Origin of the sequence: Streptomyces sp. NPDC090442, assembly GCF_044769405.1 — a bacterium.
Classification (GTDB): domain Bacteria; phylum Actinomycetota; class Actinomycetes; order Streptomycetales; family Streptomycetaceae; genus Streptomyces.
On record NZ_JBIVXW010000027.1, the window covers coordinates 36,832 to 62,185 of the forward strand.

21 protein-coding genes and 1 pseudogene are annotated in these 25,354 nt (G+C 69.6%); 12 read left to right on the forward strand and 10 right to left on the reverse strand.

The features are described from left to right. Positions 1–158: 158 nt before the first annotated feature. Positions 159–707 (forward strand): GNAT family N-acetyltransferase, encoded by a 549-nt coding sequence (locus tag ACIQU6_RS20075; protein WP_403482990.1) that lies wholly within the window; start codon positions 159–161, stop codon positions 705–707. Between the two features lie 597 nt (positions 708–1,304). Here ACIQU6_RS20075 and ACIQU6_RS20080 read toward each other — a convergent pair. Next, the gene (locus ACIQU6_RS20080; protein ID WP_403482991.1) at positions 1,305–2,078 is read right to left on the reverse strand and encodes an SDR family oxidoreductase; all 774 of its coding nucleotides are present in this window, start codon (positions 2,076–2,078) and stop codon (positions 1,305–1,307) included. A 515-nt stretch (positions 2,079–2,593) separates the two neighbouring features. On the opposite strand from ACIQU6_RS20080, the gene ACIQU6_RS20085 reads away from it, so the two are divergent. Next, positions 2,594–3,145 (forward strand): AAA family ATPase, encoded by a 552-nt coding sequence (locus tag ACIQU6_RS20085; protein WP_403482992.1) that lies wholly within the window; start codon positions 2,594–2,596, stop codon positions 3,143–3,145. A 272-nt stretch (positions 3,146–3,417) separates the two neighbouring features. Here ACIQU6_RS20085 and ACIQU6_RS20090 read toward each other — a convergent pair whose 3' ends face one another. Together ACIQU6_RS20090 and ACIQU6_RS20095 are read right to left on the reverse strand one after the other, a co-directional pair. Next, entirely contained in the window at positions 3,418–3,843 is a 426-nt protein-coding gene (locus ACIQU6_RS20090; protein ID WP_403483063.1) for a hypothetical protein, read from the reverse strand. 170 nt (positions 3,844–4,013) lie between these two features. Next, a pseudogene (locus ACIQU6_RS20095) lies at positions 4,014–4,571 on the reverse strand (serine hydrolase domain-containing protein); the annotation flags it as partial. Between the two features lie 158 nt (positions 4,572–4,729). On the opposite strand from ACIQU6_RS20095, the gene ACIQU6_RS20100 reads away from it, so the two are divergent. Continuing rightward, a complete protein-coding gene (locus ACIQU6_RS20100) occupies positions 4,730–5,308 on the forward strand; it encodes a TetR/AcrR family transcriptional regulator (protein WP_403482993.1) in 579 nt (192 codons plus the stop codon). A 651-nt stretch (positions 5,309–5,959) separates the two neighbouring features. Here ACIQU6_RS20100 and ACIQU6_RS20105 read toward each other — a convergent pair. Continuing rightward, complete coding sequence (locus ACIQU6_RS20105) at positions 5,960–6,625, reverse strand: GntR family transcriptional regulator (protein ID WP_403482994.1); 666 nt, start codon at positions 6,623–6,625, stop codon at positions 5,960–5,962. 94 nt (positions 6,626–6,719) lie between these two features. On the opposite strand from ACIQU6_RS20105, the gene glyA reads away from it, so the two are divergent. The 7 genes from glyA (at position 6,720) to ACIQU6_RS20140 (ending at position 15,791) form a co-directional block, all read left to right on the forward strand. Further along, positions 6,720–8,048, forward strand: a complete 1,329-nt coding sequence (gene glyA / locus ACIQU6_RS20110; protein ID WP_403482995.1) for a serine hydroxymethyltransferase — start codon at positions 6,720–6,722, stop codon at positions 8,046–8,048. Continuing rightward, the gene (locus tag ACIQU6_RS20115) at positions 8,045–9,265 is read left to right on the forward strand and encodes a sarcosine oxidase subunit beta family protein (RefSeq protein ID WP_403482996.1); all 1,221 of its coding nucleotides are present in this window, start codon (positions 8,045–8,047) and stop codon (positions 9,263–9,265) included. The genes glyA and ACIQU6_RS20115 overlap by 4 nt, the downstream gene beginning before the upstream one ends. Before the next feature lie 98 nt (positions 9,266–9,363). Next, a complete protein-coding gene (locus ACIQU6_RS20120) occupies positions 9,364–9,660 on the forward strand; it encodes a sarcosine oxidase subunit delta (RefSeq protein WP_403482997.1) in 297 nt (98 codons plus the stop codon). After that, positions 9,657–12,551, forward strand: coding sequence for a sarcosine oxidase subunit alpha family protein (locus tag ACIQU6_RS20125; protein WP_403482998.1), 2,895 nt, complete (start codon positions 9,657–9,659; stop codon positions 12,549–12,551). Before ACIQU6_RS20120 ends, ACIQU6_RS20125 begins: the two co-directional genes overlap by 4 nt. Then, entirely contained in the window at positions 12,544–13,188 is a 645-nt protein-coding gene (locus ACIQU6_RS20130; RefSeq protein ID WP_403482999.1) for a sarcosine oxidase subunit gamma, read from the forward strand. The genes ACIQU6_RS20125 and ACIQU6_RS20130 overlap by 8 nt, the downstream gene beginning before the upstream one ends. A gap of 533 nt (positions 13,189–13,721) precedes the next feature. Further along, entirely contained in the window at positions 13,722–14,906 is a 1,185-nt protein-coding gene (locus tag ACIQU6_RS20135) for a cytochrome P450 (protein WP_403483000.1), read from the forward strand. Positions 14,907–15,062: 156 nt separating this feature from the next. Then, positions 15,063–15,791, forward strand: a complete 729-nt coding sequence (locus tag ACIQU6_RS20140; RefSeq protein WP_403483001.1) for a DUF4232 domain-containing protein — start codon at positions 15,063–15,065, stop codon at positions 15,789–15,791. 178 nt (positions 15,792–15,969) lie between these two features. Here ACIQU6_RS20140 and ACIQU6_RS20145 read toward each other — a convergent pair whose 3' ends face one another. From ACIQU6_RS20145 to ACIQU6_RS20160, 4 genes are all read right to left on the reverse strand, one after another. Then, complete coding sequence (locus ACIQU6_RS20145; RefSeq protein WP_403483002.1) at positions 15,970–17,178, reverse strand: hypothetical protein; 1,209 nt, start codon at positions 17,176–17,178, stop codon at positions 15,970–15,972. 141 nt (positions 17,179–17,319) lie between these two features. Further along, positions 17,320–18,093 (reverse strand): thioredoxin domain-containing protein, encoded by a 774-nt coding sequence (locus ACIQU6_RS20150; protein ID WP_403483003.1) that lies wholly within the window; start codon positions 18,091–18,093, stop codon positions 17,320–17,322. Between the two features lie 66 nt (positions 18,094–18,159). Then, a complete protein-coding gene (locus ACIQU6_RS20155; protein WP_403483060.1) occupies positions 18,160–18,654 on the reverse strand; it encodes a MauE/DoxX family redox-associated membrane protein in 495 nt (164 codons plus the stop codon). 182 nt (positions 18,655–18,836) lie between these two features. Beyond that, complete coding sequence (locus ACIQU6_RS20160) at positions 18,837–19,757, reverse strand: LysR family transcriptional regulator (protein WP_403483004.1); 921 nt, start codon at positions 19,755–19,757, stop codon at positions 18,837–18,839. Positions 19,758–20,045: 288 nt separating this feature from the next. Here ACIQU6_RS20160 and ACIQU6_RS20165 point away from each other — a divergent pair, with 288 nt between their 5' ends. Continuing rightward, entirely contained in the window at positions 20,046–21,710 is a 1,665-nt protein-coding gene (locus tag ACIQU6_RS20165; protein WP_403483005.1) for an FMN-binding glutamate synthase family protein, read from the forward strand. 89 nt (positions 21,711–21,799) lie between these two features. Here ACIQU6_RS20165 and ACIQU6_RS20170 read toward each other — a convergent pair whose 3' ends face one another. Beyond that, positions 21,800–22,957, reverse strand: a complete 1,158-nt coding sequence (locus ACIQU6_RS20170; protein WP_403483006.1) for a Dyp-type peroxidase — start codon at positions 22,955–22,957, stop codon at positions 21,800–21,802. A gap of 87 nt (positions 22,958–23,044) precedes the next feature. Between ACIQU6_RS20170 and ACIQU6_RS20175 the strand changes: the two genes are divergently transcribed. After that, positions 23,045–24,385, forward strand: coding sequence for a right-handed parallel beta-helix repeat-containing protein (locus ACIQU6_RS20175; protein ID WP_403483007.1), 1,341 nt, complete (start codon positions 23,045–23,047; stop codon positions 24,383–24,385). Between the two features lie 26 nt (positions 24,386–24,411). On the opposite strand, the gene ACIQU6_RS20180 is transcribed toward ACIQU6_RS20175, so the two are convergent. Beyond that, on the reverse strand, positions 24,412–25,125 hold the full coding sequence (locus tag ACIQU6_RS20180; protein WP_403483008.1) for a hypothetical protein: 714 nt from the start codon (positions 25,123–25,125) through the stop codon (positions 24,412–24,414). Positions 25,126–25,354 lie beyond the last annotated feature (229 nt).

Below are 25,354 nucleotides of genomic sequence, written 5' to 3' on the forward strand. Positions count from 1 at the left end.
CGCTCCTTTGGTTCTTCCTTCAAGTACGACGACGGTGCAGTGGTCGCACCATTCGTTCTCAGAGCGAGCCGCGCACCGCACGTTCTGTCCGCTCCGGCGGTGTCGCCCCACAGGAAAATGGATTGCCGTGAAGCCAGAGGCCACGTTGGCTGGACAGCATGGCTGAACTGCGTACCGATCGCCTCATCCTTCGCCGATGGCGGGGCACCGACCTTGAGCCGTGGGCGGCGATGAATGCCGACCCCGAAGTCCGGGAGCACTTGGGCGACCTGCTCACCCGCGAACAGAGCGACGCCTCCGTGGCAAGGTTCCAGGTCGAGTTCGACCAGCGAGGTTACGGGTGGTGGGCGGTTGAGGTGCAGGCCACGGGCGAGTTCGTCGGCTTTGCGGGCCTGGACCGGGTGGATGACGACATGCCGTTCACCGGCGTGGAGATCGGCTGGCGGCTCGCCCGCTCGGCCTGGGGCCAGGGCTATGCGACCGAGGCCGCACGGACGGTCCTGGCCCACGGCTTCGACACCCTTGAGCTTCCCGAAATCCTCGCCGTGACCACGGCCACCAACTTCCGTTCGCAGGCGGTGATGCAGCGGATCGGCATGACCCGGAACCCGGCCGACGACTTCGACGACCCCACCGCGCCCGAAGGACCACTGCGTCCGAACGTGCTGTACCGCATCACCCGTGGAACGCCGACCTCCGTTACCTGAACCGCGGGTCTGCGAGGAGAACGACCCGATCAGCCGCGACGTCGAAGCCGAGCACCGGATGACCAGGGTCGCTCTCCGGATACATCAGCACCGGCGTGCCCAACTGCCGGCGAGCAATAGTGACGAGTTGTGGGTGAGCTGATTTCAGCTGTCGCTGCGGCGATTGAGGACGGCCCGGCGGTGTTGCGGATCCGCTTGGTGCGGCCGGCTTCCGCGAGGATCTCGACGGCCTCGGTGTTCGTCCCGCCGACGGTCTTGAGCTGGAGCCGGTTGGACGATCCGAGCAGGTCGTCCGGCTGCCAGGGCGGTTTGAGCGTGACGGCGTGGAGGAGCGACCACTCCCGCAGGCGCTGAGCCGGGAAGGGCGGTCGATCGTGGCCCGGGCCATCGTCTGGTCCGGATCGGTGAGCACGCAGCTGACCGGGTCGACCTCGTCCGCGTCGACGACCTGCCGCGCTTGTCGAGGTAGGCCGCGGAGTGGACGTACCCGTCCGGGTTCGGCGGGATGTCGTGGACGTTCAGTGCCTGACGCTGTCGGGAATCTTGGTCGAGCGCTCTTCTGGGAGATCATCGAGCTGAACGGACGGCCCCCGCGGGTCAACTGGGCTGACCGGTGGGCATGATCGTGACCTGCTGGAGGTTCACCCGCGCCGGCAGCGCGGCCAGGAATCCGATGGTCTCGGCGATGTCCTGCGGCGTGAGCCACTCCATCGTCTCCTTGGCGCTCGCCAGCCACCGCAGCACCGCCTCGTCCGTCGTATGGCTCTGAATCTCGGTGTCGACGATGCCCGGCTCCAGCGCCGACACCCGTACCTTCTTCGCGCCCAGCTCCACCCGCAGATGACGCGAGAGGTGGCTCACGTACGCCTTGGTGGCGGCGTACACGGCGAAGTGGGGGTAGATGTTCTGCGCCGAGATCGAGGAGGTGTTGACCAGATCGGCCACCCCGCGCTCGGCGGCGGCCTTCACCAACTGCGGCATGAACGCCCCGATGACGTTCATCAGCCCGGTGATGTTGACATCGATCTCCCGCTGCCACCGATCGACAGCCGCCTCGATCGGGCCGGGCAACCCAACCCCCGCGTTGTTGAACACCAGGTCGGCGGTGCCCAGTTCGGCCGCCACCCGGTCGGCGGCCGCACGCACCGCCGCGGCATCGGTCACATCGACGGCCAGCGCCAGAGCGGTGCCGCCGTCGCGCTCGATCCGGGCGACCAGCCCGTCCAGCCGATCCGCGCGCCGGGCCAGAACGGCGACCCGAGCGCCCAGGCGCGCCAAGTGCTCGGCCGAGGCCTCGCCGATACCGCTGGAGGCGCCGGTGACCACCGCCACGCGGCCGGTCAGGGGCTTGACAAGGAGGCCCGTGGACATACGCCACACCGTCCGATCCGAATTCCGAAGGAAGCTCCCCCTCTGGACACCTTCAGCACACCACCCCCGAGCCCCTCGTAGAGCCGTTTCACCGGGCCAAGCGCGGACAGATCTCGACAGAGCCACCCGGCCGGCCCACACCGGGAGCATGGACCGCGGCGGCGGGCTCGCCGACTTTCCGCGCTCCCCGCCCGCCGTACCCGTACCGGCCCGCAGCGGGTCCGATGCCCTCCACCCTCAGGCGACCCGACCCGACCCTGGGTGTCCGCACCGCCGAACTCGCCCCCGAGCGGCGCAAACCGCCCGGTCACAGAAGTCTCGGCGGCAGATGTCGTGGGGCTTGCAGATCTGCCCGGGATGCGTCGGCGGGTGGACACCAGTCGGTTCCGGCACCGCCCCGAAAGGGCCAGTGGCTTGCGCCCCGGACCCGCTCGCCTTGATTCCGCCCAACGTGCCGACGCCCGTACCTGGAAATGCAGTTGCCGCCGAGCACGCACCTTGACACGCTTCCGGGCGTGAACGTTGCTGAGAGGCCGAGCTGTCTGATCGTGACGGGGATGCCCGGGGCCGGGAAATCGACGGTGACCCGGCTGGTCGCCGAGCGGCTGCCACGCTCCGCGCGGCTCGACGGTGACCAGATCAGCAGGCTGATCGTCGGCGGTCGCGTCGGGGCCCTTGGCGAGCCGGCCGACGAGGCAGCGCGGCAAGTGGACCTGTGTAACCGCAACCTGTGCATGCTGGCGAACAACGTCTCCGACGCCGGTTTCACGCCTGTGATCGACTGGGTGATCCCCGACCGCAGGCAGTTGGACTTCTTCGTAAGCCTCCTTCCGGCCCGGCAGGTCCTGTTCGTCGTCCTCGCGCCGGGCGTTGAGGTGTGCCGATACCGCAACCCGATCAGGGACCCACGCGAGCGGTTCGACTTCGATGGCTATGAAGCTCTCGACGTCGGCATGAAGCGCGAACTGGGCGATGTCGGCTGGTGGTTCGACACCGCCGCTCTCACTCCTGACCGAACCGCCGATCAGGTCATCCGCGAGGCGCGCCATCGAGCCTTGGCCAACTGACTGCCACGCGGATCAACTCGCGAAGCCGGCTTGGCAGTCGGACGCCCGAAGCTCGCGCCGGACAGGTCAGTGACCCGTGCAACACCGAACCAGGCGAGGAGTCCGAGTGCTCCGGGGGATTGCCGGAGATCCTCAACAGGGGCGCATGCTCGTGGCGTAGAGCGTGCGGCGGTCGGAGAGTCGGTAGTAGGGGCGTGGCCCACACTCGCTCAACCCGCAACACCTCAGCGGTACAGCGGAAATGCCCAGAACCAACCCTTCTGCAACACCCTTTAGCGTCGTGCGTCCGCCGCGGAGCGCAGGGCGCGGAGCAGGCGGTTGTGATCGGGGTCGGCCTGGGCGGGGAACAGGAAGCGGCGGCGCAGGAAAGAGTAGGACAGCGCGTTGCGCGGGTCGACGAGCGCCTGCTGGCCTCCTGCGCCGCTGTGCCCGAATGAGCCTGCGGCCAGTGATGGGTAGATCTCGGAATAGGTGTGGAAGCCGACGGCCCATGCCTTCTGGGATCGCAGTACCAGGTCGAAGCCGTTGCTCTGGATTTGAGCGAATGCGGAGGCGGTGTCTGCGCTGAGCAGCGGCTGGTGGCGGTCGACGGGGCTGACCAGTGCGGAGTAGAGCTTCGCCAGGCCCCGAGCTGTGCCGACACCCCGAAGGAGGCGGTGCCGTTGGAGCGGACCGCGGTGAGGTTGGGGAGCTCCCACACCTCACGGTTGCCGGGGGCGTGGCGGTTGAACGCCACGCCGCTGATGCTGTCGGGGGCGGCTGCCGCCGCGGCCAGACCGGCGAGTCGTTCGGGCGTACCGACCATCGGCTGCGCGGGAAGGTAGCGGTGCTCCTGATCTGTCGGTAGCCCCAGATAGAGGTCGAGCCCGAGCGGGTCGCGGAGCATCTCGTTGAAGAGGGTCTGCACGCCGGATCCAGTGGCCCGGCGCACGACTTCGCCGCTGAGTGCGGCCATCACCAGGGCGTGGTAGCCGGCGGATGTGCCCGGCCGCCAGAGTGGGCGCTGCGCGGCGAGTCGCTCGGCGACGATCCGGTCGTCCGCGATGTCGTCCATGGTGAAGCCGTCGGTGGCGCCGACCAGTCCTGCCTGGTGCGAGAGCAGCTCGCGCAGCAGGATGTCCTGCTTGCCTTTGGCGGCGAACTCGGGCCAGTACCTGCTGACCGGTGTGTCGAGGTCGAGGACGCCCTGCTGGACCAGCAGGGCAACGACGATGTGGGTGATGCCCTTGCTCGCCGAGTAGACACCCAGCAGGGAATTCGCCGCGGTCTCGCTGCCCGTCCACAGGTCCACCACTGGCTGCCCGCGGTGGTACGCGGCGACCTGGGCGGACAGGTCGCCGCCCTCACGCGTCACGATCGCGCGGAATTCTTCACGCACCGGCTCGAATCCGTCGGCGACGGTGCCGTGCACGACAGTCTCAGACATGTCTCCTACCACTTCCTCTTCGCTTCCGACCGACGCGTCAGCGGAGACGCATGCCCACGGTAACTCTGTTTGTGACCGCTGGCCACAAATGCCGGGTGCAGGGTGCGCCGCAGCGCGCACTGCGCGGGGGAGAAGCTGCGTCGGGTACCGTCGCGGTCATGAGTCAGGCCGCCAACACACCCCGCCGACCAGGCCGGCCGGCGCAGATCAGCCGCGAGAAGATCGTTGAAGCCGCGGCCACGTTCGACAACGTCGACGCGATCACGATGCGCCAGCTGGCAGAACGGTTGGAAGTGCGCCATGGCGCGCTCTACCGCTGGGTGAAGAGTCGCGACGAACTGTTCGACCTCGTCAGCGACGTGGTCGTCGACCGGGTGCTGGGCGCGATCGAGCTACAGCCATCGGACTGGCGCGCACAGCTCAGGCAGCTGGCGTTGCTGATCCGCGAGCACTTTCTCGGCATTCCCGGCTACGCCTCGCACCTCTCGCGGCCGCACGCGCACAACGCGCACTCGGTGGACCGCCTCCGCCGCGCGTGCGTCGAGATATTCATCGAGGGCGGCGCCTCGCCACGCAATGCCGACCAAAGCTGGCTCATCTTCATCACGTCGATGATCAGCTGGCTCGCGGTCGAGGAGCAGCCGGTGACGATCGGTCACGTCACCCCCCAGTTCGACCTCTTCCTAGGTGTCCTTCTGCGAGGGCTGCCGACGCAGGACAGCGACGCGTCGGCCTAAAGGGTGTTGCGGAAGGGTGCGGCCGGGCAGGTGGAGGCACGTCGCGCACTCCTACGTCTTGCTTACCGGCGACCTGTGCATGTCCTCCTCCGTCCGGCACGAAGGCTGCGCCCTGGGCCGGTGGTTGCTGCGGCAACTCCATCAAGTCGCGGTCTGTGCAGGCAAGTTCGCCGCCGGTTTCCCGGCCGACCTGCATCTGTCCGTGATCGACCCACGGTGGAACCCGCCCCGGGGCACGGCCGCGCGGGGACCGACTCCCCGTTGACTGAGGGGAAGGGCGGCGAAGCCAGGCAGGTACTGGCCGCAAGTGGGCGGCGCGCCGATGGAAGGAGAGCTGCGTCGCGGCGCCCGGCATGGCGTCGCACCGTAGCGCACAGGTTGCTCTGCTACCTCGCGTCCAGGGCGCCGCGGAGTGCCTGAAGCCAGTGACGCGCATCAGAGTGCCCAGTAGGAGATGGACCGGAGAGCGGCGGCGGTGAGGGCAGTCCACGTCACTGGGCGGCGCGGGGTGCTCGGCTACCCCATGGGTCAAGAGGTAATTGAGGCAGCCAGCGATCCGGTGCTCGGTGGAGCGCTGCTTGGCATCGGTCAACTGCCGCTTGCAGTGGGGGCGTTCGGGGACAGGCGGAGGGCCGTCGAACCGCCACGTCCTCAAATGGCGTTGCGAACAGCCTGCTCGAAGCCCTCGACGTGACCGCGGGCGAGCCGCGCCGCCTTGTCCGGGTTGCCGGCGACGATCGCCTCGATCAGGGGCCCGTGTTCCTCGACGTGGCCGGCCATGTCGGAGAGGCGGTCGATGAACAGGCACCAGATGCGGGTGGCCAGGTTGTCGTGCCGTACGAGGGTGTCCTCCAGGTACGGGTTGTGGGTCGCGGTGTAGATGGCGCGGTGGACCTGGAGGTCCAGGTGCATGAGGTCGACGGCGTTGAGGGGGCGGGTGGCCGCGGTGGTGAGTTCCCGGCGCAGGGTCGTCAGGTTCGTGCGGTCGGTGGCCGTGGCGCGTCGTGCTGCCTGGGCGGCGGCCAGCGGCTCCAACTCCAGGCGGACTTCGGAGATATGGGCGAGGTCGGTGATGTTGACGTCGGTGGCGAAGGTGCCGCGGCGGGGGTAGGTGGTGATCAGGCGCTCGTACTGGAGGCGCTTGAGCGCCTCGCGCACGGGGGTGCGTCCGACGCCGAGGGACTGCGCCAGTTGCTCCTCGTGGATCGGTGCGCCCGGGCGGATCTCCAGCATGACCAGCAGGTCGCGGATGGCGCGGTAGGCGCGTTCGGCGAGGGAGAGTTCCGCGCCGTCGGATGCGGTCGCCGCCTGCTGCATGGTGCCCCCTTGACCTGTTCGTCGAGCTCCCATACGTTACCGCAACAACTGATATATCAGTCGCGCATTAGTTGGCTCCCAGGATGGTGCACAGATGGCAACGGACCCGTCGAACAGCGCATTCGCCCCCTCCTCCCTCTCCCGCCCGCTCAGCGAACTCGACCCGGACGTCGCCGCCGCCGTGGACGCCGAGTTGCACCGCCAGCAGTCCACCCTCGAAATGATCGCCTCGGAGAACTTCACCCCGGCCGCCGTCATGGAGGCCCAGGGCTCGGTGCTGACCAACAAGTACGCCGAGGGCTACCCGGGCCGCCGCTACTACGGCGGTTGCGAACACGTCGACGTCGTCGAGAAGTTGGCGATCGACCGGGTGAAGGAGCTGTTCGGCGCGGAGGCCGCGAACGTGCAACCGCACTCCGGCGCCCAGGCCAACGCCGCCGCGATGTTCGCGCTGCTCGACCCCGGCGACACGATCCTCGGCCTGGACCTGGCACACGGCGGCCACCTCACCCACGGCATGCGCCTCAACTACTCCGGCAAGCTCTACAACGTCGTGCCGTACCACGTCCGCGAAACCGACCTGCGCATCGACATGGACGAGGTCGAGCAACTCGCCCTCGCCCACCGGCCCAAGATGATCGTCGCGGGGTGGTCCGCCTATTCCCGCCGACTGGACTTCGCCGCGTTCCGACGGATCGCCGACGCGGTGGGCGCGTACCTGATGGTCGACATGGCGCACTTCGCCGGACTGGTGGCCGCGGGCCTGCACCCCAACCCGGTGCCGTACGCCGACGTCGTCACGACCACCACCCACAAGACCCTCGGCGGACCGCGCGGCGGGGTGATCCTCAGCAAGGCCGGACTGGCCAAGAAGCTCAACTCGGCGGTCTTCCCGGGCCAGCAGGGCGGGCCGTTGGAACACGTCATCGCGGCGAAGGCGGTGGCCTTCAAGGTGGCGGCGGGGGAGGAGTTCGCCGAGCGCCAGCAACGCACCCTGAACGGCGCCCGGATACTCGCCGGCCGGCTGCTGGCCGACGATGTGGCCGAGGCCGGGATCACGGTGCTGACCGGCGGCACCGAGGTCCACCTGGTGCTGGTCGATCTGCGCAACTCCACGCTCGACGGGCAGCAGGCCGAGGACCGGCTGCACCGCATCGGCATCACCGTCAACCGCAACGCCGTGCCGTTCGACCCGCGCCCGCCGATGGTCTCCTCCGGTCTGCGGATCGGCACCCCGGCCCTGGCCACCCGCGGCTTCGGCCAGACCGAATTCCGGGAGGTCGCCGACATCATCGCCCAGGCACTCAAGGCCGAGCGGCTCGGCGACGAACGCGCCGGGCTGTTGCGTGACCGGGTGGAGAAGCTGGCCGGCGCGTTCCCCCTCTACCCCCACCTGCCCCACCGCAAGGGAGGAGCGGAATGACCGCCGAACCGCTTCCGGAGCACCCGGACTTCCTCTGGCGCAACCCCGAACCGTGCTCCTCCTACGACGTCATCATCGTCGGCGCCGGCGGCCACGGCCTGGCCACCGCCTACTACCTCGCCAAGAACCACGGCATCACCAACGTCGCCGTCCTGGAAAAGGGTTGGCTGGCCGGCGGCAACATGGCCCGCAACACCACCATCATCCGCTCCAACTACCTCTGGGACGAGAGCGCCGCGATCTACGAGCACGCGCTCAAGCTGTGGGAACGCCTCCCGGAGGAGTTGGACTACGACTTCCTCTTCAGCCAGCGCGGCGTCCTCAACCTCGCACACACCCTCCAGGACGTCCGCGAGGGCGTCCGCCGCGCGAGCGCCAACCACCTCAACGGGGTCGACGCCCAATGGCTCGAACCGGACGAGGTCGCCAAGGTCTGCCCCATCCTCAACGTCTCGCCCCGCACCCGTTACCCGGTCCTCGGCGCCACCTACCAACCACGGGCCGGCATCGCCAAACACGACCACGTTGCCTGGGCACTGGCCCGCCGCGCCGACGAACTCGGCGTGGACCTCGTCCAGGGCTGCGAGGTCACCGGCTTCCTCAAGGACGGCGACCGGGTCGTGGGCGTCGAGACCAACCGCGGCCGCATCCACGCCGCCCGGATCGGCCTCGCGGCCGCCGGCCACAGCAGTGTCCTGGCCGAACGCGCCGGCGTCCGACTGCCGGTGCAGTCTCACCCCCTCCAGGCACTCGTCTCCGAACTGCACGAACCGGTCCACCCGACCGTCGTCATGTCCAACCACGTGCACGTCTACGTCTCCCAGGCACACAAGGGCGAACTGGTGATGGGCGCCGGCGTCGACACCTACAACGGCTACGGGCAGCGCGGCTCCTTCCACGTCATCGAGCAACAGATGGCCGCCGCCGTCGAGTTGTTCCCGATCTTCGCCCGCGCGCACGTGCTCCGCACCTGGGGCGGCATCGTCGACGTCACCCCCGACGCCTCCCCGATCATCGGCACCACCCCCGTCGAGAACCTCTACGTCAACTGCGGCTGGGGCACCGGCGGTTTCAAGGCCACCCCGGCAGCCGGCTGGACCTTCGCCCACACCCTCGCCACCGGCCAACCGCACCCACTCAACGCCCCCTTCGCCCTCGAACGCTTCACCACGGGCGCCCTGATCGACGAACACGGCGCCGCAGCCGTCGCGCACTGAACAGCCCGCCGACCCAGCCGAGACGGCGCTGCCCCTGAGCCCGCCGAGCCCCAACGAGGCCACCAAGGCCACCGAGAGCCTGCCGAGAGAAGGACGCCGTGCTGCTGATCGACTGCCCATGGTGCGGTCCCCGCGACGAGACCGAGTACCACTACGGGGGACAGGCCCACGTCCCCTACCCGGAGAACCCCGCGGACCTCGACGACCGACAGTGGGCCGAGTACGTCTTCTACCGCGACAACCCCAAGGGCCCCTTCGCCGAACGGTGGGTGCACAGCACCGGCTGCCGCCGCTGGTTCAACGTCCTGCGGGACACCGCCACCCACGAGGTACTCGCCGCCTACCGGCTCGACGAGCCCCGCCCCCAACTGCCCCAGGCCGGAGGGAACCGATGACCGACCAGCACTTCCGGCTCCCACAAGGCGGCCGCATCGACCGCACCGCCCTGCTCCGATGCGCCATCGACGGACGGGAGTTGACCGGCCACCCCGGAGACACCGTCGCCTCCGCGATGCTCGCCAACGGCCTCGTCCAGGCCGCCCCGTCGCTCTACCGCGGCCGCCCGCGCGGCATCGTCACCGCAGGCGTCGAGGAACCCAACGCCCTGGTGCAGATCGACGGCCCCTGCTCGGAAGGCATGCTCCCGGCAACGACCGTGGAGCTGTACGACGGCCTGTCCGCAACGACGCTCTCCGGGATGGGCCGGCTCGACCCGGCCCCCGACCCTGCCGTCTACGACAAGAAGTACGTCCACACCGACGTCCTGGTCGTCGGCGCCGGACCCGCCGGGCTCGCGGCCGCCGCCGCAGCGGCCGGCTCCGGTGCCCGGGTCATCGTCGTCGACGACCAACCCGAGCCGGGCGGCTCGCTGCTCTCCGCACGCACCGAACAGGTCGGCGAGCAGACCGCGTTGGAGTGGGTCAGTCAGCTCCACACGGCCCTCGACACCGTGCCCGAGGTCGTCGTCCTGCACCGCACCACGGCCATCGGCTCCTACGACGACAACTACGTGCTGGCCCTCCAACGCCGCACCGACCACCTCGGAGCCGACGCCCCCGACCCCTCCCAAGGCATCTCCCGCCAACGCCTGTGGCACATCCGCGCCCGCCAGGTCGTCCTGGCCACCGGCGCGCACGAACGCCCGCTGGTCTTCGCCGGCAACGACCGACCCGGCGTGATGCTCGCCGGGGCCGTGCGCACCTACCTCAACCGGTATGCCGTGGCGCCGGGTTCGCGAGCCGTCGTGAGTACGACCAACGACAGCGCCTACGCGACGGTGGCCGCGCTACACGCCGCCGGAATCCCCGTCGCCGCCGTCGTGGACGCACGCCCGGAACCGTCCGCACGGGCCGCCGAGGTCGCCGCCGAAACCGGCGCCCGCGTCCTCACCGGCAGCACGATCGTTGACACGGCGGGCGAGGAACGGCTCACCTCGGTCACGGTCCAGGCGATCGACGCGGACGGCCAACTCATCGACTCCGCCCAGTCGTTCGACTGCGACCTGCTCGCGGTATCCGGCGGCTGGAGCCCGGTGGTCCACCTGCACAGCCAGCGCCAGGGCCGGCTGCGCTGGGACGAGGACCTGGTCGCCTTCGTACCCGACGGCACCGTACGCAACCAGCAGATCGTAGGCGCGGCGAACGGGACGTACGCACTCGACGACTGCGTGGCCGAGGGCACCCGCGCCGGAGCACTGGCCGCAACCGAAGCCGGCTTCCCGGTGCCGACCCCCACCACTCCACCACCCCACCAGCAGGCACGCCCTGACGCAGCCCGCGCCCTGTGGCTGGTACCGGGCCCCGACAACGGCGCGCTGGACACCCATTTCGTCGACCTCCAACGCGACGTCACCGCCGCCGACATCCTGCGCTCCACCGGCGCCGGCATGCGCGGCGTCGAGCACGTCAAGCGCTACACCTCGCTCGGCACGGCCAACGACCAGGGCAAGACCTCCGGTGTCAACGCGATCGGGGTCATCGCCGAGGCCCTCGGCGGGAGCGCGTCACCCGGCGAGATCGGCACCGCGGCCTACCGCGCGCCGTACACACCCGTCGCGTTCGCGGCCTTGGCCGGGCGGGAGCGCGGGGATCTCTTCGACCCGGAGCGCACCACCTCCCTCCACGGCTGGCACCTCGCCCAGGGAGCGGTGTTCGAGGACGTCGGGCAGTGGAAGCGCCCCCGCTACTACCCTCGGCCCGGCGAGGACATGGACGGCGCCGTGGCCCGCGAGTGCCGCGCGGCCCGTGAGGGCGTGGCGTTCATGGACGCCTCCACCCTCGGCAAGATCGAGATCCGGGGCACGGACGCCGGCGAGTTCCTCAACCGCATCTACACCAACGCCTTCAAGAAGCTCAAGCCGGGCATGGCCCGATACGGCGTCATGTGCAAGCCGGACGGCATGATCTTCGACGACGGCGTGACGCTCCGCCTCGACGACGACCGCTACTTCATGACCACCACGACCGGCGGCGCCGCCGCGGTCCTGGACTGGCTGGAGGAATGGCTCCAGACCGAATGGCCCCAACTCGACGTCCACTGCACCTCGGTGACCGAACAATGGACGACGATCGCCGTCGTCGGCCCCCAGTCGCGCGAGGTCGTAACCCACCTCGCCCCCGACGTCGATCTGTCCCCCGACGCGTTCCCCTTCATGGCCTTCCGCGAGACCACCCTGGCCTCCGGCATCCCGGCCCGCATCTGCCGGATCTCGTTCTCCGGCGAACTCGCCTACGAGATCAACGTCTCCGCGTGGTACGGCCCGGCCGTCTGGGACGAGGTCTACGCGATCGGCCGCCCGCACGACATCACCCCGTACGGCACCGAGACCATGCACGTCCTACGCGCCGAGAAGGGCTTCATCATCGTCGGCCAGGACACCGACGGGACCGTCACCCCGCACGACGCGGGCATGTCCTGGGTGGTCTCCCAGCAGAAGGACTTCATCGGCAAGCGCTCCTACTCCCGCGCCGACACCGCCCGATCGGACCGCAAACAACTCGTCGGCCTGCTACCGAGCGACCGCACGACCCGGCTGCCCGAGGGCACCCAACTCGTCGCGCCGGACGTGCCGATCACCCCCGAGGCAGGGCCGGTGCCGATGCTCGGCCACGTCACCTCCAGCTACCACAGCGCGGCCCTCGGCCGTCCCTTCGCCCTCGCCCTCGTCGCCGACGGACGAGCCAGAATCGGCGAGACCCTGCTCGCCCCGGTGGGCGCGGAGCTGGTGCCCGTCGAGGTGACCGACTCCGTCCTCTACGACCCCGAAGGGACCAAGCGAGATGGCTGAGCCGACGACGACCGACGCGGGCACCGGGCCGATGGCCCTGCGCACCAGCCCCCTGGCCCACCTGACGCAGCGGATGCGCGCCGCCGGTGTCACCGGCGCCCGCGGAGTCACGCTCACCGAACGGCCGTTCACCACCATGGTGAACCTCCGCGTCGACCCCGCCTCCGACGCGGCCGCCCGCATCGAGAAGACCCTCGGCGCGCCCCTTCCACGCCGGTGCGGCGACACCACCACTACCGCTGCCTCGGCGGGCTCCCACACCATCGCCTGGCTGGGGCCCGACGAGTGGCTGGTGCTGTCCCAGGCCGAAGACACCACCGTCACCGCCGAGTTGAGTGCCGCCCTCGGAACCGACCCGGGCTCGGTGGTCAACGTCTCGGCGAACCGCACCACCGTGGAGCTGAGCGGCCCCTCCGCCCGACAGGTGCTGGAAAAGGGCTGTCCGCTGGACCTGCACCCCCGGGCCCTCGGCCCCGGCCAGGCAGTGTCCACCACGGTGGGCCCCGTCCCCGTACTCCTCTGGCAACTCGACGCCAAGCCGACGTACCGACTGCTCCCGCGCTCCTCGTTCGCCGACTACCTGGCGCGCTGGCTGATCGACGCGATGCACGAGTACCGGGGACCGGAGGTGCCCTGAGGGCGACAACACGATCGGCAGGCGACCCCAGCCCGGCGGGTGGAGCGGGCCTGATGCCCCGCCACCACCGCCGAGGCTCGCGACGGCCACCGCCTCTAGCGCGCCGTAACCATGAGGCTGGGCATCGAAGTTCGCCGGCGAAGCGACAGGACCGTACGCCAGCACCGTGCGTGGTCGAGAGACCGACTGTGGGGAGCGGGTGTGCCTCCCCGTGCCGTCCAGCCTGCGCTGTGGATGTGGTGTGAGCCGGTGTGCGGGGGTGGTACGCGGAGGCGCGCGGCGCGTTCGGTCCACCACTTGAGGGATGTGGGGCAGTGCCGGGCGCCTGGAGATGGGTAGTTCTCTGCCGTGCTGTCGCAGTGCCGCCAGGATCTGCGCCACGCCTCGCCGTGGGGTCGGGACGCGTTTCGGTCTGACCGCTTGCCGCTGCTGCTCTGCGAGTCGCCGGCGGGGGTGTCGCGGAAGCCGGGGCCGCGTGCGCGTGCGCACAGAGGATCAGGGGAGTTCCGCTCGGACAGTGTGCAGGAGGGCCAGTGACCGATCAGGGTGCGCCGTCGAATTCCCTCTTCTACAGCCGCGACGGCTTCGGGCCGGGACCCAGGCTGATCGCCGCACAGCGCGACGATCCGATTCGACGGGCGCGGGACTTCTACTTATTCCGCACCGGTGACTACTGGCTCGTCACCCGGCATGCCGACGTCCGTCGTGTCCTCGCGGACCCGGAGACGTTCGGCATGCACGACCCGGACCGTGCGCGGGTCCTGCCCTACGAGCTGATCAACATGGACGCGCCCGACCACACCCGGCTGCGTCGTGTGCTCACTTCGGAGTTCACCGCGAGGCGGGTCCGTCGGCTTCTGCCATCGATCGCAAGGAAGGTCGATGACCTGCTCGATGCGATGGAGTCGCGCGGGGCTCCGGCCGATCTCATGAAGGACTTCGCGTTGCCTCTTCCGGCATGGGTGGTCTGTGAGCTGCTCGGGGTCCCCTACACGGACCGGGAGGAATTCCAGCGCCGCAGCCGCGAGGCGCTGAACCTGGAACGCCCGTTGGAGGAACGGCTCGCTGCCAGCCGGGAATCGCACGCGTACATGGCTTCACTCGTCGCGGAAAAACGACAGAACCCCGACGACCAGCTGATCGGGATGGTGATCCGGGAGCACGGCGACAAGGTGTCCGACGCCGAACTGACCGGTGTCTCCGACCTCCTGTTGCTCGCCGGGCACGAGACCACCTCCAACATGATCGGCCTCGGGGCCCTGCTGCTCCTGGAACATCCGGAGCAGGCCGAACGACTGCGCACGGCCGCCGAAGACGATCCGGTGGTGGACACGGCAGTCGAGGAACTACTGCGTTACCTGTCCGTCTCCAGCGTGCCCATGGCCCGAACCGCGCGGACCGACACCGAACTCGGCGGGGTGGAGATCAAGGCAGGCGAGCAGGTCCTCTGCAACCTCCCGGTGGCCAACCGCGACCCCGCACTCGGCGCAGACATGGACCGCTTCGACATCGAGCGGGCCCCGGCGCCGCACGTGACGTTCGGGCACGGTGTGCACCACTGCATCGGCGCTCCGCTCGCCCGGGCCGAGCTGCGGATCGCGATCCGCAACCTGTTGCGACGATTCCCGAACCTCCGCGCCACGCAGCCCGTCAGGGATATGCCCTTCCGCACTGACGAAGAGGTCTACGGCCTCTACGCGTTGCCCGTCACCTGGTGACATCGGCGACAGACGCCGCCCCGGCCCGGGGTCCGGCGGCCAAGTGGACAGTATTAGCTGAGCGTTAGTGGCGCGGCAGCGTAGCGATAGCGGCCTTGATCAAAGTAGGTGTCGTACCGAGGAGATACCGACACCGACTTCACCGGGGGACCCGAAATGAGCTCCACCACCAACGCCCGCATTGTTCGTCGCCGTACCGTCCGCGTCGTCGCCGCGGCTCTGACCGCGGCCGCCGCGTTGTCCTTGACCGCCTGCTCCGGCTCGGACGCCAACGCGGCGAAGCCTGCGGGTCAGTCCGGCGCGAGCACGGGTTCGGTCGGTGCCGAGGGCGGCGCTTCGGGTTCGGCTGGGACGCAGGGCACCGACAAGCAGGAGGGCAAGGCGAAGTCGGGCTCGGGCGAGGCGAAGTCGGGTGCCGGCGAGGCCAATTCCTCCCGTGCCCACGCCGGGACCGGGGCGTCGAAGGGTGGGGGCAAGAGCAAGTTCTGCCGCACGAGCGACCTGGTGATGGAGGCCGACAACTCCTCGCATGACGAGAAGACGGGGGACATCACCATTCAGATGACCAGCAAGGCCGGGAGCACCTGCTCGGTGACGGGCTTCGCCGGCGTCGACTTGAAGGACGCCGATGGCACCTCCGCCCCTGTTCACCGCGGGGGTGAGGTGCCCCGTATCACCAACCTGAACCCTGGTGACACCGCCACCTTCAGCATCTCGTACAAGGCTGACGCGAGTGGTGACAGCCTGGCGAATCCGACCAACATCATTGTGACGCCGCCGAACGAGACCCACAGCGTGTCCCTGAAGTGGCCTTCGGACGCGCTGAAGTTGGGCGGCTCGTACGACGAGACCATCAAGGTCCACCCGGTCGGCATCGCCAGCTGAACATCGCGAAGCCCCGCCGTGAGCGCTTGGTGTGCGGATCGGCGGGGCGGAAGGTCCGCTGGCCCAGGGATGACGGGCCAGCGGACGGCGGGATGCCGGGCCCGCCAAAAGCCCGACGGCCGACAGGAGTTGACTGGTCCGCAGCCAGCCCCGCCCGGCCGCCCTTGACGGGCACTGCTCAGAAGCTCGTACCGCGACGTCTGCGGACCGCGGTGACCAGAGCCGTGCCCAGGGCGATCGAGGCGCCACCAACACCGAGTATCCAGCCGGAGGCGGCGTCGCTGCCGGTCTCGGCCAGGGAGACGCCCGCGTTGGTCTTGTCGGTGTTGTCGTCCGTCGGGGCTGGGTGCGCGACGACCGGCGTCGTAACGCCGCTCCCGCCCTGGGGAGAGTCGGGCACAGCGGGATCGGTGGCGTTGCCGCCATCGCCACTCATGTTGCCCCTGTCTGTGTGCTCGGCGCCGGGCTTGTGCCCGTCTCCGGGCTTTTCCTCGCCACCGGGCTTCTCGCCCTCTCCTGGCTTCTCGCCTTCGCCGGGCTTCTCTCCACCACCGGGCTTCTCGCCCTCCCCGGGCTTCTCCTCACCACCAGGCTGCTCTCCACCGCTGTCGAGCGCGATGATCTTCGACGGTTCCTGGTAGTCCGCGTCCGACTGGACATCGCCGTTGGAGATCCGGGGGTTGATGAAGAGATCGACGAGTGGAGCGTCGGCCGCAGCGCGGATGCGGAGAGGGACGGTGGTCTGGCCTGTCGGGATCGAGAACCCGTCCATCAGCTCGAAGGTGATGATGCCGCTGGGGAAGAGGATCGTCGCGTCACACCACGCGCCGCCGGTGTAGAGCTGGAGCTGCAGTTCATCTCCCCGCAGGCTGTAATCGTCGACGCCGATGTCCATGTAGAGGCCCCAATCCCCCGACTCGTCTTCAGCGTTGTCGATGACGGCGGAGAAGTTCTCCCAGTCGCCGCCCGCCACGATGGCGTCCGGGACTCCCTCCAGCCGGAGGTCCGGGGCCTCATCGGCACCGACTTCCTCAGCCTGAGCAGCGCGGGAAGCAGTGGGGACCGCTCGTGTCGATGCGGAGGGCTTGTCATGGGGCACAGGCTCCGCCGCGGGCTTGTGCGTTACCGGGGCACTGGGCTCCACCGCGGGCTCGTCGGCCGGAAGTTCGGAGCCTGTCGCCGCATCCTCAGTCGAGCCCGTCCCGCTCCCAGTCGAGATTGCCCCGTCCTCCTTCGAGTCTTCCGTCGAGACCTCCTCCGGGCTCCGGTCAGGCGCCGTGACGGCCCTGTCGAGCGCTTCACCTGCCGCCGCAGCGGGCGTGGCCACAAGCATCGTCGGAGCCAGCGCGGCGGCAGTGGCGAGCGCGGCCATGTACTTCAGTTTCACTACGTCATCCCTCGTGTGGTGCGGTGATGGCCCCAGCCTCGGGGTGGGCGGCACGCATGGGTAGAAGCATCCGATCAATGAGCCCATAACCGACATCTATGGCTAGGGCGTGGAGTCGCCGATCGGCGCCGGGCGCGGCATTCAACGGGTGCGGGCCTCGTCCGTGACCAGTTCGGTCAGCCGCTGCGGGGTGAGCGGGTGGTCCGGATCCCGGAGGAGGTCGCGTCCCTTGAAGAACAGTGCGGGTGTGCCGGTGATTTTGGTCTGCTGGTCGAAGCGGTGCTGTACGGCGCTGACCCATGTGTCGTGGGTACCTTGGGTGACGGCCTTGGTGAATTCCGCCGTGGGGAGCGCCGGTACCTTCTCCGCCAGGTCGAGCAGGACCTGTGTGTCGCCGAAGGTGTCGGTTTCCTCCGAAGCCGGCGGGTGGGCGAAGAGCACGTCGTGGAACTCGCGGAACCGGCCGGCGTCCTGCGCGGCCGCCAAGGCGTTGGCAGCCTTCTTCGAGCCGTTGCCGCGGGCGATGCGGTCGACGAAGGACAGGACGTGGTACTCCACCCGGAGCTTGCCCTCGTCCTCCAGTTTGTTGATCGTGGTGTGCAGTTCCCGCTCGATCTGGGCGCAGCCAGGGCAGCGCGGGTCTTCGTACATGGTCAGGACGACCGGCGCGTCGGGCCGGCCGACGGGTATGACGAGGTGGTCCTCGCCTGTGGCACCAGCGGGAGCGACGAGGGGGCGGTCGTCACGGGCCCTGTTGGTTTGGATGGCGATGAACAGCCCGATGAGGCCCAACAAGCCGGCGCAGACGGCCAACACGGTGGCCCGTTCGCGTCGTCGGCGAGTGCGCTGAGCCGCCTGATGCCGTTCGGCGCGCAGCCGTTCGCGCGCGGAGCGAGTAGGAGGAGTCTTCGTCACGGTCCCTCACAGAAGTCGGAGCGCAGCCGTGTAGCTGGCGCGGTTGACGGGCAGCGATCGGGTCGGTCAGCCGGTGTGGGGGGCGAGTACCTCAAGTGACCAACGGCTTGCGGGGCGGTAGACCAGCCATGCGCTCAGCGCGAGCAGGCCGAGGTCTCGCGCCAGTTCCGTGGCGTACTGGGTGCTTGCGGGATCGGTGTCGCCGCCGCCTCCGAAACACCCGCAGTCAATGCTCAGGCCGGTTGCCCAGGCTCTGACCAGAGCGGCGGTGAAAGCCGTGAGCAGCAGGGCCGACAGGGCAGCCGCGAACCGTACGCGGAACCCGAGCAGGAGCAGGACGGCCAAGCCGATCTCCAAGGCGGGCAGGCCGTAGGCGACCGGGGCGACCAGCGTTTCGGGAAGGATCCGGAACGCGCGTACCGCTTGGGCGGCTTCCTCCGGGGCGACGAGTTTCGCCCAGCCGGCCCAGCACCACGTCAGGGCCAAGATGAGACGGGCGGTCAGCGAAAGGCGGGGGCACCATTTGTTGGGGCCGGGGCCGGGGCCGGGGCCGGGGCCCACGCGGCGCGGGGGCGTACGTGTCGAGGCTTGCATGGCTCAGTTCTCGATCGGCTCGTGCGGATGGCAGCCCCGGGGTTGGCGTGCCTGTGGGGCGGGAGTCCGTCCTGTGGCTGGACCTCCACCGTGGCTTCGCCCGTGCGGTGCCGCTAGCGTGAGCGCGTTGATGAGCCCATAAGGCGGTTCTAGGACCTGGCGGACAGCGGACGGAACGCGATCGCGTACAGGTCCTGTGCGGGGCCGACCGGCCGCTGTCCGGTGGGCCATACCGCACGGAGCGAGCGCCAGGCTTCGAAGCCGGAGACGTTGACTGCGACGAGGGTCTTGGCGGCGAGTTCCGCGGTGACGGTCAGGGTGCTCAACACGGCCGGGCCGATTCCGCCGATGGCCGCGTTCTTGATGGCGGTGGTCGAGGACAACTCAAGTAGTGGGACGGGTTGGTAGTGCGGCACCTGGGCGGTCAGGGCGCGCTCGAAGGACAAGCGCGTGCCCGAGCCTTCTTCGCGCTGGATCATCGGCGTCCGCGCCAGCTCCTGCACGTCGATCGCGCTGCGTCTGGCCCAGGCGTGCCGAGGGGCCACCACTACCAGCAGTTGGTCCCGGGCCACCGTCCTGCTCTCCAGCCCCTTGAGGATCCGGGGGCTCTCGATGAAGCCGATCCGGGCACGCCCGGCGAGCACGGCCTGGCTGGCCTGGGCGGAGTTTCCCACCTCCAGTGTCACCATGGCCTGCGGAGCCTGAGACCGCAGGGCCGCAAGCCACCGGGGGAACAGGTACTCCGCCACGGTCTGGCTCGCCGCGACACGCAGTTGGGAGTCCCGCTCCTTGAGCAGCGACGCCACACTCGTGTTCAGCCGCTGCGCGGCCTCGACGACATCCCGGGCCAACTCGGCTATGAGGGCACCGGCTTCGGTGGGCCGTGAGCCGACCGGCGTGCGTTCAAGCACGGGCGTGCCGATGAGCCTCTCCAGGTAGCGGATCCGGGAGCTGGCCGCAGGCTGAGTGATGCCGTGGGCTTGCGCAGCCCGCCCGAGGCTGCCCAATTCAATGACGCTGAGGAGCAGATCGAGGGCAGGAAGATCGGGAGTACGGGGAGAAAGTCGCATACAACGACCCTATAGGGCAATTATCGGACGTCATGGCCGTGTTCGGGGGATTCCATGGCCACCTCGCCAGACGGTGGTGCCCAACTCGCAGGCATAACAATTCACTTGAGTGAATATGGAATTCGACCAGCCCGCACCCGGATTGCCTTCCCAGGCATCGACGGGCCGCGGCAACCTCCAGAACGAACCTATGGGCTCATAGAACGGACCAGCCTTCCGGACCGCTCGGGCCCTGGTCAGGGTGGGAACGTCCGTTGCCGCGCCCGACAGGAACGAACTTACGCCGCCATGAACCTGCTTCAGACCGTCAGCCGCCATTCCGCTCTCGCCGCGGCAGTCGCCGGCGCCGTGTTGGGCGGCCTGGCCGCCTTCGTCGTCTCACCGTGGTGGTGGACGGTGGCGGCGCCCTGCCTCCTCCTTACCGCTCGCGGGCTGTACGACCTGAAGCAGCGACGTCACTCAATCCTGCGGAACTATCCGCTACTTGGGCATCTGCGGTTCTGGATGGAGTTCATCCGCCCCGAAGTGCGGCAGTACTTCGGGGAATCCAACCTCGACGGGCGACCGTTCCCGCGCGACCTGCGCAGCCTCGTCTACCAACGGGCCAAGGGCGAGACGGCACAGAAGGCATTCGGTACGGAGTGGGACGTCTACCGGTCAGGGCACGAGTTCTTCGTCACGTCCATGGCCCCCGTTCCGGTCCCCGACGGCCCCATGACCGTGCGGGTGGGAGGGCCGGACTGCCGGCAACCGTACGACATGCCGTTGCTCAACATCTCCGCGATGAGCTTCGGCGCGCTGTCCGCCCCCGCGATCCAGGCCCTGAGCCAAGGGGCCAGCGAGGGGGGATTCGCGCACGACACCGGGGAAGGCGGCCTGTCGTCGCATCACCTCGTGGGCGGGGCGGACCTCATCTGGCAGATCGGCACCGGCTACTTCGGCTGCCGCACTGACGACGGACGCTTCGACGAGGACAAGTTCGCCGTGCAGGCCACGCACCCACGGGTCAAGTGCGTTGTGCTGAAGCTGTCCCAAGGCGCCAAACCGGGCCTGGGCGGCGTACTTCCCGGGGCCAAGGTCAACGACGAAGTGGCCCGCGTACGCGGGGTCGTCCCGGGCCGTACCGTCGTCTCGCCGCCTGGGCACCCGGACTGCGCCACCCCAAGGAGCCTGGTGCGGTTCGTCGCGCGACTGCGCGAGCTGTCGGGAGGCAAACCCGTCGGGATCAAGCTGTGCGTCGGATCGCGCCTCGAACTCCTCGCCCTGTGCAAGGCGATGCTCGAAGAGCACTCTGCCCCGGACTTCATCGTGGTCGACGGTGCCGAGGGCGGGACGGGCGCAGCGCCTCTGGAGTTCACCGATTCCGTGGGCATGCCTCTGACGGACGGGCTGACCACCCTGCACAACGCACTCGTGGGCAGCGGTCTGCGTGACGGCATCAAGCTCGGTGCCAGCGGCAAGATCGTCGCCGGAAGCGACATCGTCACCCGCCTCATCCAGGGCGCCGACTTCACCAACTCCGCCCGCGCCATGCTGCTCGCCCTCGGCTGCATCCAGGCACAGCAGTGCCACACCAACAACTGCCCCACCGGAGTTGCCACCCAGGACCCGAGGCGTGCCAGGGCGTTGGACGTCGCGGACAAGGCCCAGCGCGTTCGGCGGTACCAGGAGGCGACGGTGCGCAGTGCCCGGCAGATCATGGCCTCGCTGGGCGCGCAGCACCCCAGTCAGTTGCACACCCTCATGCTCCGCCGCCGACTGCCGAACGGGCTCACCTGCTCCTACAACGAACTCTACGAGTGGCTCCACGAGGGCCAGCTCCTTGCCAACCCGCCGTTCGACTGGGCGGTGGACTGGACCCAGGCCGATCCCGATACCTTCGCCCCCGTTCCCCACCCGCCTGCCCCCACCTACCTCCGTCCGCCCCGCAGCCAGCACGCTGAGGGGGCCTGACCGCCTCACGCCCCGCGACACCCTGGCCCTTCCGCGCGCGGGGAGCAGCCAGGGTGCTCCGCGCACGCGGAGCCGTGCGCACGACCTGATCAGCCGAACAGCCCGGAACCGAGCGGGTGTTGACGATCGAAGCCGGGGAGGATCAGGAATGTCGCGCTGGCGGTCGTGGTGGTGAAGGGCAGCAGCGCGTCGGAGATGTCCATGTAGGCGAGGGTGGCGGTGAAGGTCCGCAGGTCGTTCTGGAAGCTGACGAAGAGCAGGCCGGGGGCGGGCTCGTCGGTGCTGTAGGAGCGGCGGAGCATGAGGCCGACCCCGACCACGTTGGCGTGCGCCCTGCGGGCGTGGGCGTCGGCGGGGATGAGGTAGCGCCCGTCTGGTGTCTTGGCGCCGAGTTCCGGGCCCGAGGCGACGGTGCCGCCGGAGAGGGGGACGCCGCTGGCCCTTCGCCGCCCGAAGACCGCTTCCTGCTCGGCTACGGACAGGGCGGCGAACCGCGGCAGGTCGAGTTCCATGCGCCGCAGTACGGCAAGGGTGCCGCCGGCGACCGCGGGGGGTCCGGCGAGCCACAGGTCGCGCTGCTGTTCGACGGTCGTGTGCGGGCCCACGATGCCGTCGACGAACCCGAGCGGGTTTCGTGGCGCGGTGAGGCCGTTGCCGACGGGCACGTTCGAACCGCGGCGCCCGGACTGCCGCCAGCGTTCGCGGATGCGGTCACCGGCCTGGGCAAGGAGAGCGGCGGAGACGACCGGAAGGAGCAGCGCGTCGCTGGCGCAGATCTGTAACAGCAGGTCACCGCCGCGTGCTTGGGGGGCGATCCGCTCGCGGGAGAATCGCGGGAGGTCGACCGCGCCGGGCAGCGAGGCACCGACCGTGCGCACCAGTCGGGGGCCCACGCCGACGGTCACGGTGAGGTCGCCCGGCGGCAGGCCCAGCAGCCGCGGGTCGGCCCCCGTCGTGAACGCGCCGATGGCCTGGCCGAGTTCGGCCAGTAACGGTCCGGCAGCCACGGAGGCTCCGAGGTCGGCCACCACGGCGAGCAGATGGGGCTGGGCGGGCTGAGGGAGCGTGATGCCCGCCTGATGCCGGCCCGTCGCCACCACCGGCACGGGCGCGGCCGCCGCGGAAGGGGTGTGCCGGCCTGACCGGGCAGATTGCGAGGTGCACCCGGCGGTCAGACCGGCGGCCATCATGGCGCCGGTGACATCGAGGAACGTGCGGCGCGACGGGTGGCGGTCGGCTCGGTGCATGGTGTGCAGAGTGCCACACCTGAATCGCACCTTCATGCCAACTTCCGGATTCTGGCGGGGAATTGGGCGACATGCCAGACTGGGATCATGCCTCGATCAGCTCTTCGCGCGTTGGCGGCGGTACTGGGCACACTGGCACTTGCGGTCGGCTGTAGTGGTGGCGCCGGGGGATCGGGCCATGGCCGGCGACCGGCCGGTGCGCACGTGACGATCCGGGTACCTGCCGATGCCCCGACGATCTCGGATGCGGTGTCGTTGGCCCGGCCCGGTGATCTGGTGCTGGTCGCTGCGGGCGTGTACCACGAGTCGGTGAAGATCAACACGCCTCGCCTCACCCTCCGCGGCGCGTCCCGGGAAAAGGTCGTCATCGACGGGCGGTTGCAGCAGCCGAACGGCGTGGTCGTCGCGGCACCCGGGGTGGCCGTGGAGAACCTGACCGTGCAGAACAACACCCAGAACGGGGTCCTGGTCACCGGTTCGGCGAAGGTCGCCGCCGGGCTGCCGGGGCGTTCCGGGGGCTACGACACCGGCGACGAGCCCGCCACCTTCCTGAAGTCGTTCCTGGTCTCGTACGTGACCGCGACCCGGAACGGCCTGTACGGCATCTACGCGTTCTCCGCGCAGAACGGCGTCATCGAGCACACGTACACCTCCGGCGGCGCCGACTCGGGCATCTACGTCGGGCAGTGCAAACCGTGTCACATCGTGGTGCGGGACAACGTCGCCGAACTCAACGCCGTTGGTTACGAGGGCACCAACGCCAGCAACGACATGTACGTGGTCGGCAACCGCTTCGTCGGCAACCGGGTCGGCCTCACCACCAACTCCGACCACCAGGAGAAGCTGTTGCCGCAGCGGGGTGCCGTGGTCGTCGGCAACCTGATCGCGGCCAACCAGCAGAAGGCCACCCCGGAGCAGGCGGACGGCGGGTGGGGCATCGGCATCGGCGTCGACGGCGGCAGCGACAACCGCTTCATCCGCAACCGGATCTCCGACAACGTCAACGCCGGGCTGGAGATCACCGCGAGGGCCGACATCCCGCCGAACGGCAACCAGGTCGTGGACAACCTCTTCGCCGCCAACGGCCTCGACATCGGCTGGACCTTCCCCGGCGCCACACGAGGAAAGGGCAACTGCCTACAAGGCAACAAGCTGGGAACCACCGCGCCCGCCCAGCTCGCGACGACCGCGCCCTGCCCGGCTTCCGCCAACTCGCCTACCCCGTCCGGCACATGGACGGCGCCGAAGGCGCCCGGCGGCATCCCCTTCACCGAAGTGGCCGCGCCCGGCCCACAGCCGCAGTTCCCGAAGGCCACCGCCACCGGCGCCACCACCGTGCCCGCCGTTCCAGCCCTACCGGACACCGCAGGCATCCCGCTGCCGACGAGGTTACTGCTCGCCGACCACGCCCGGGTGCAGACGCCCTGAGCGCGGCGCCCCGCGCCAAGCGGCGGCTACGGCGGGGGAGCAACTCCCGGCAGCGGCCGCACCGGTGCGTACTTCTGGGTGTCGAAGTCGATGACGACCGGCTGCGGTTCGGAGGCCACACCGGCCTGAACCCGGTACATGGTGCCGTCCGGGCCGATCCAGTAGCGCACGGTGCCCGACGTACCGGCGCCGGCGCCGGTGTGCGGCCCGAGCATGATGTCCACGCCACGGCCGCGCAACTGGCCCTCACCGGCCCAGGCCGCGCCGTTCTGGGGCAGCAGCTCGGCGTTGTCCGGCCGGTTGCTGCCGAGCCCGAGCGCGATGGCCAGCGCGCTGTCCAGCGCACTGCCGGACGGTTGCGACGGACGACCGTACCAACCAGACGCGGGGGGCGATGCCGGCGCCACCGCCGGAGTGTTGGCCATGGGGTGCACGAGCACGGTGCCGGCCTTCCACTGGATCAGCCCGTCACTGGACGTATCGCGCCCCGTGCCGTGCACCACCCCGTAGCCGACGTTGGCGCGGTAGTCGACGGACCCGGCGATCGACAGCCCGCCGGTCGCGCTCGGCACGCGGATCGTCACCGCGCGGCCGTGCGCCTGGTAGTTGCGGAACCTCGTGATCGCCAGTCGGTTCACCTCGTCCGAAGTCAGCGCGCGCGGACCGTTGGGCCCGGAGCCGCCGCCGACGACCAGGAACACGGCCGCACCGACGGCCACAGCACCGATGACGACTGCCACCCAGCCTGGCCGCAGCCAACGGCGTCGGTTGGCAGCACCGCCTGGTTGAGCTTGCTGGATTCTCACGCTCCGCACGCGGCTCGACGCTGACACTCTGCTGTTCCACCCTCTCCAACTGCGCTCTGCCGCAGGGCAGTTGCGGTCACGGCGACACTCGACGGTCCAGCGACAGAACGACGCCAAGGCCGGCCCTCGTGGACCGGCCGAGACGTGATCCGCCCGACCGCGC

Excerpts from the sequence above, each read along its gene's own strand:
- ACIQU6_RS20075 (WP_403482990.1), top strand. The coding sequence starts at position 159 with ATGGCTGAACTGCGTACCGATCGCCTCATCCTTCGCCGATGGCGGGGC.
- ACIQU6_RS20080 (WP_403482991.1), bottom strand. The coding sequence starts at position 2,078 with ATGTCCACGGGCCTCCTTGTCAAGCCCCTGACCGGCCGCGTGGCGGTG.
- ACIQU6_RS20100 (WP_403482993.1), top strand. The coding sequence starts at position 4,730 with ATGAGTCAGGCCGCCAACACACCCCGCCGACCAGGCCGGCCGGCGCAG.
- ACIQU6_RS20105 (WP_403482994.1), bottom strand. The coding sequence starts at position 6,625 with ATGCAGCAGGCGGCGACCGCATCCGACGGCGCGGAACTCTCCCTCGCC.
- glyA (WP_403482995.1), top strand. The coding sequence starts at position 6,720 with ATGGCAACGGACCCGTCGAACAGCGCATTCGCCCCCTCCTCCCTCTCC.
- ACIQU6_RS20115 (WP_403482996.1), top strand. The coding sequence starts at position 8,045 with ATGACCGCCGAACCGCTTCCGGAGCACCCGGACTTCCTCTGGCGCAAC.
- ACIQU6_RS20125 (WP_403482998.1), top strand. The coding sequence starts at position 9,657 with ATGACCGACCAGCACTTCCGGCTCCCACAAGGCGGCCGCATCGACCGC.
- ACIQU6_RS20130 (WP_403482999.1), top strand. The coding sequence starts at position 12,544 with ATGGCTGAGCCGACGACGACCGACGCGGGCACCGGGCCGATGGCCCTG.
- ACIQU6_RS20140 (WP_403483001.1), top strand. The coding sequence starts at position 15,063 with ATGAGCTCCACCACCAACGCCCGCATTGTTCGTCGCCGTACCGTCCGC.
- ACIQU6_RS20160 (WP_403483004.1), bottom strand. The coding sequence starts at position 19,757 with ATGCGACTTTCTCCCCGTACTCCCGATCTTCCTGCCCTCGATCTGCTC.
- ACIQU6_RS20165 (WP_403483005.1), top strand. The coding sequence starts at position 20,046 with ATGAACCTGCTTCAGACCGTCAGCCGCCATTCCGCTCTCGCCGCGGCA.
- ACIQU6_RS20170 (WP_403483006.1), bottom strand. The coding sequence starts at position 22,957 with ATGCACCGAGCCGACCGCCACCCGTCGCGCCGCACGTTCCTCGATGTC.
- ACIQU6_RS20175 (WP_403483007.1), top strand. The coding sequence starts at position 23,045 with ATGCCTCGATCAGCTCTTCGCGCGTTGGCGGCGGTACTGGGCACACTG.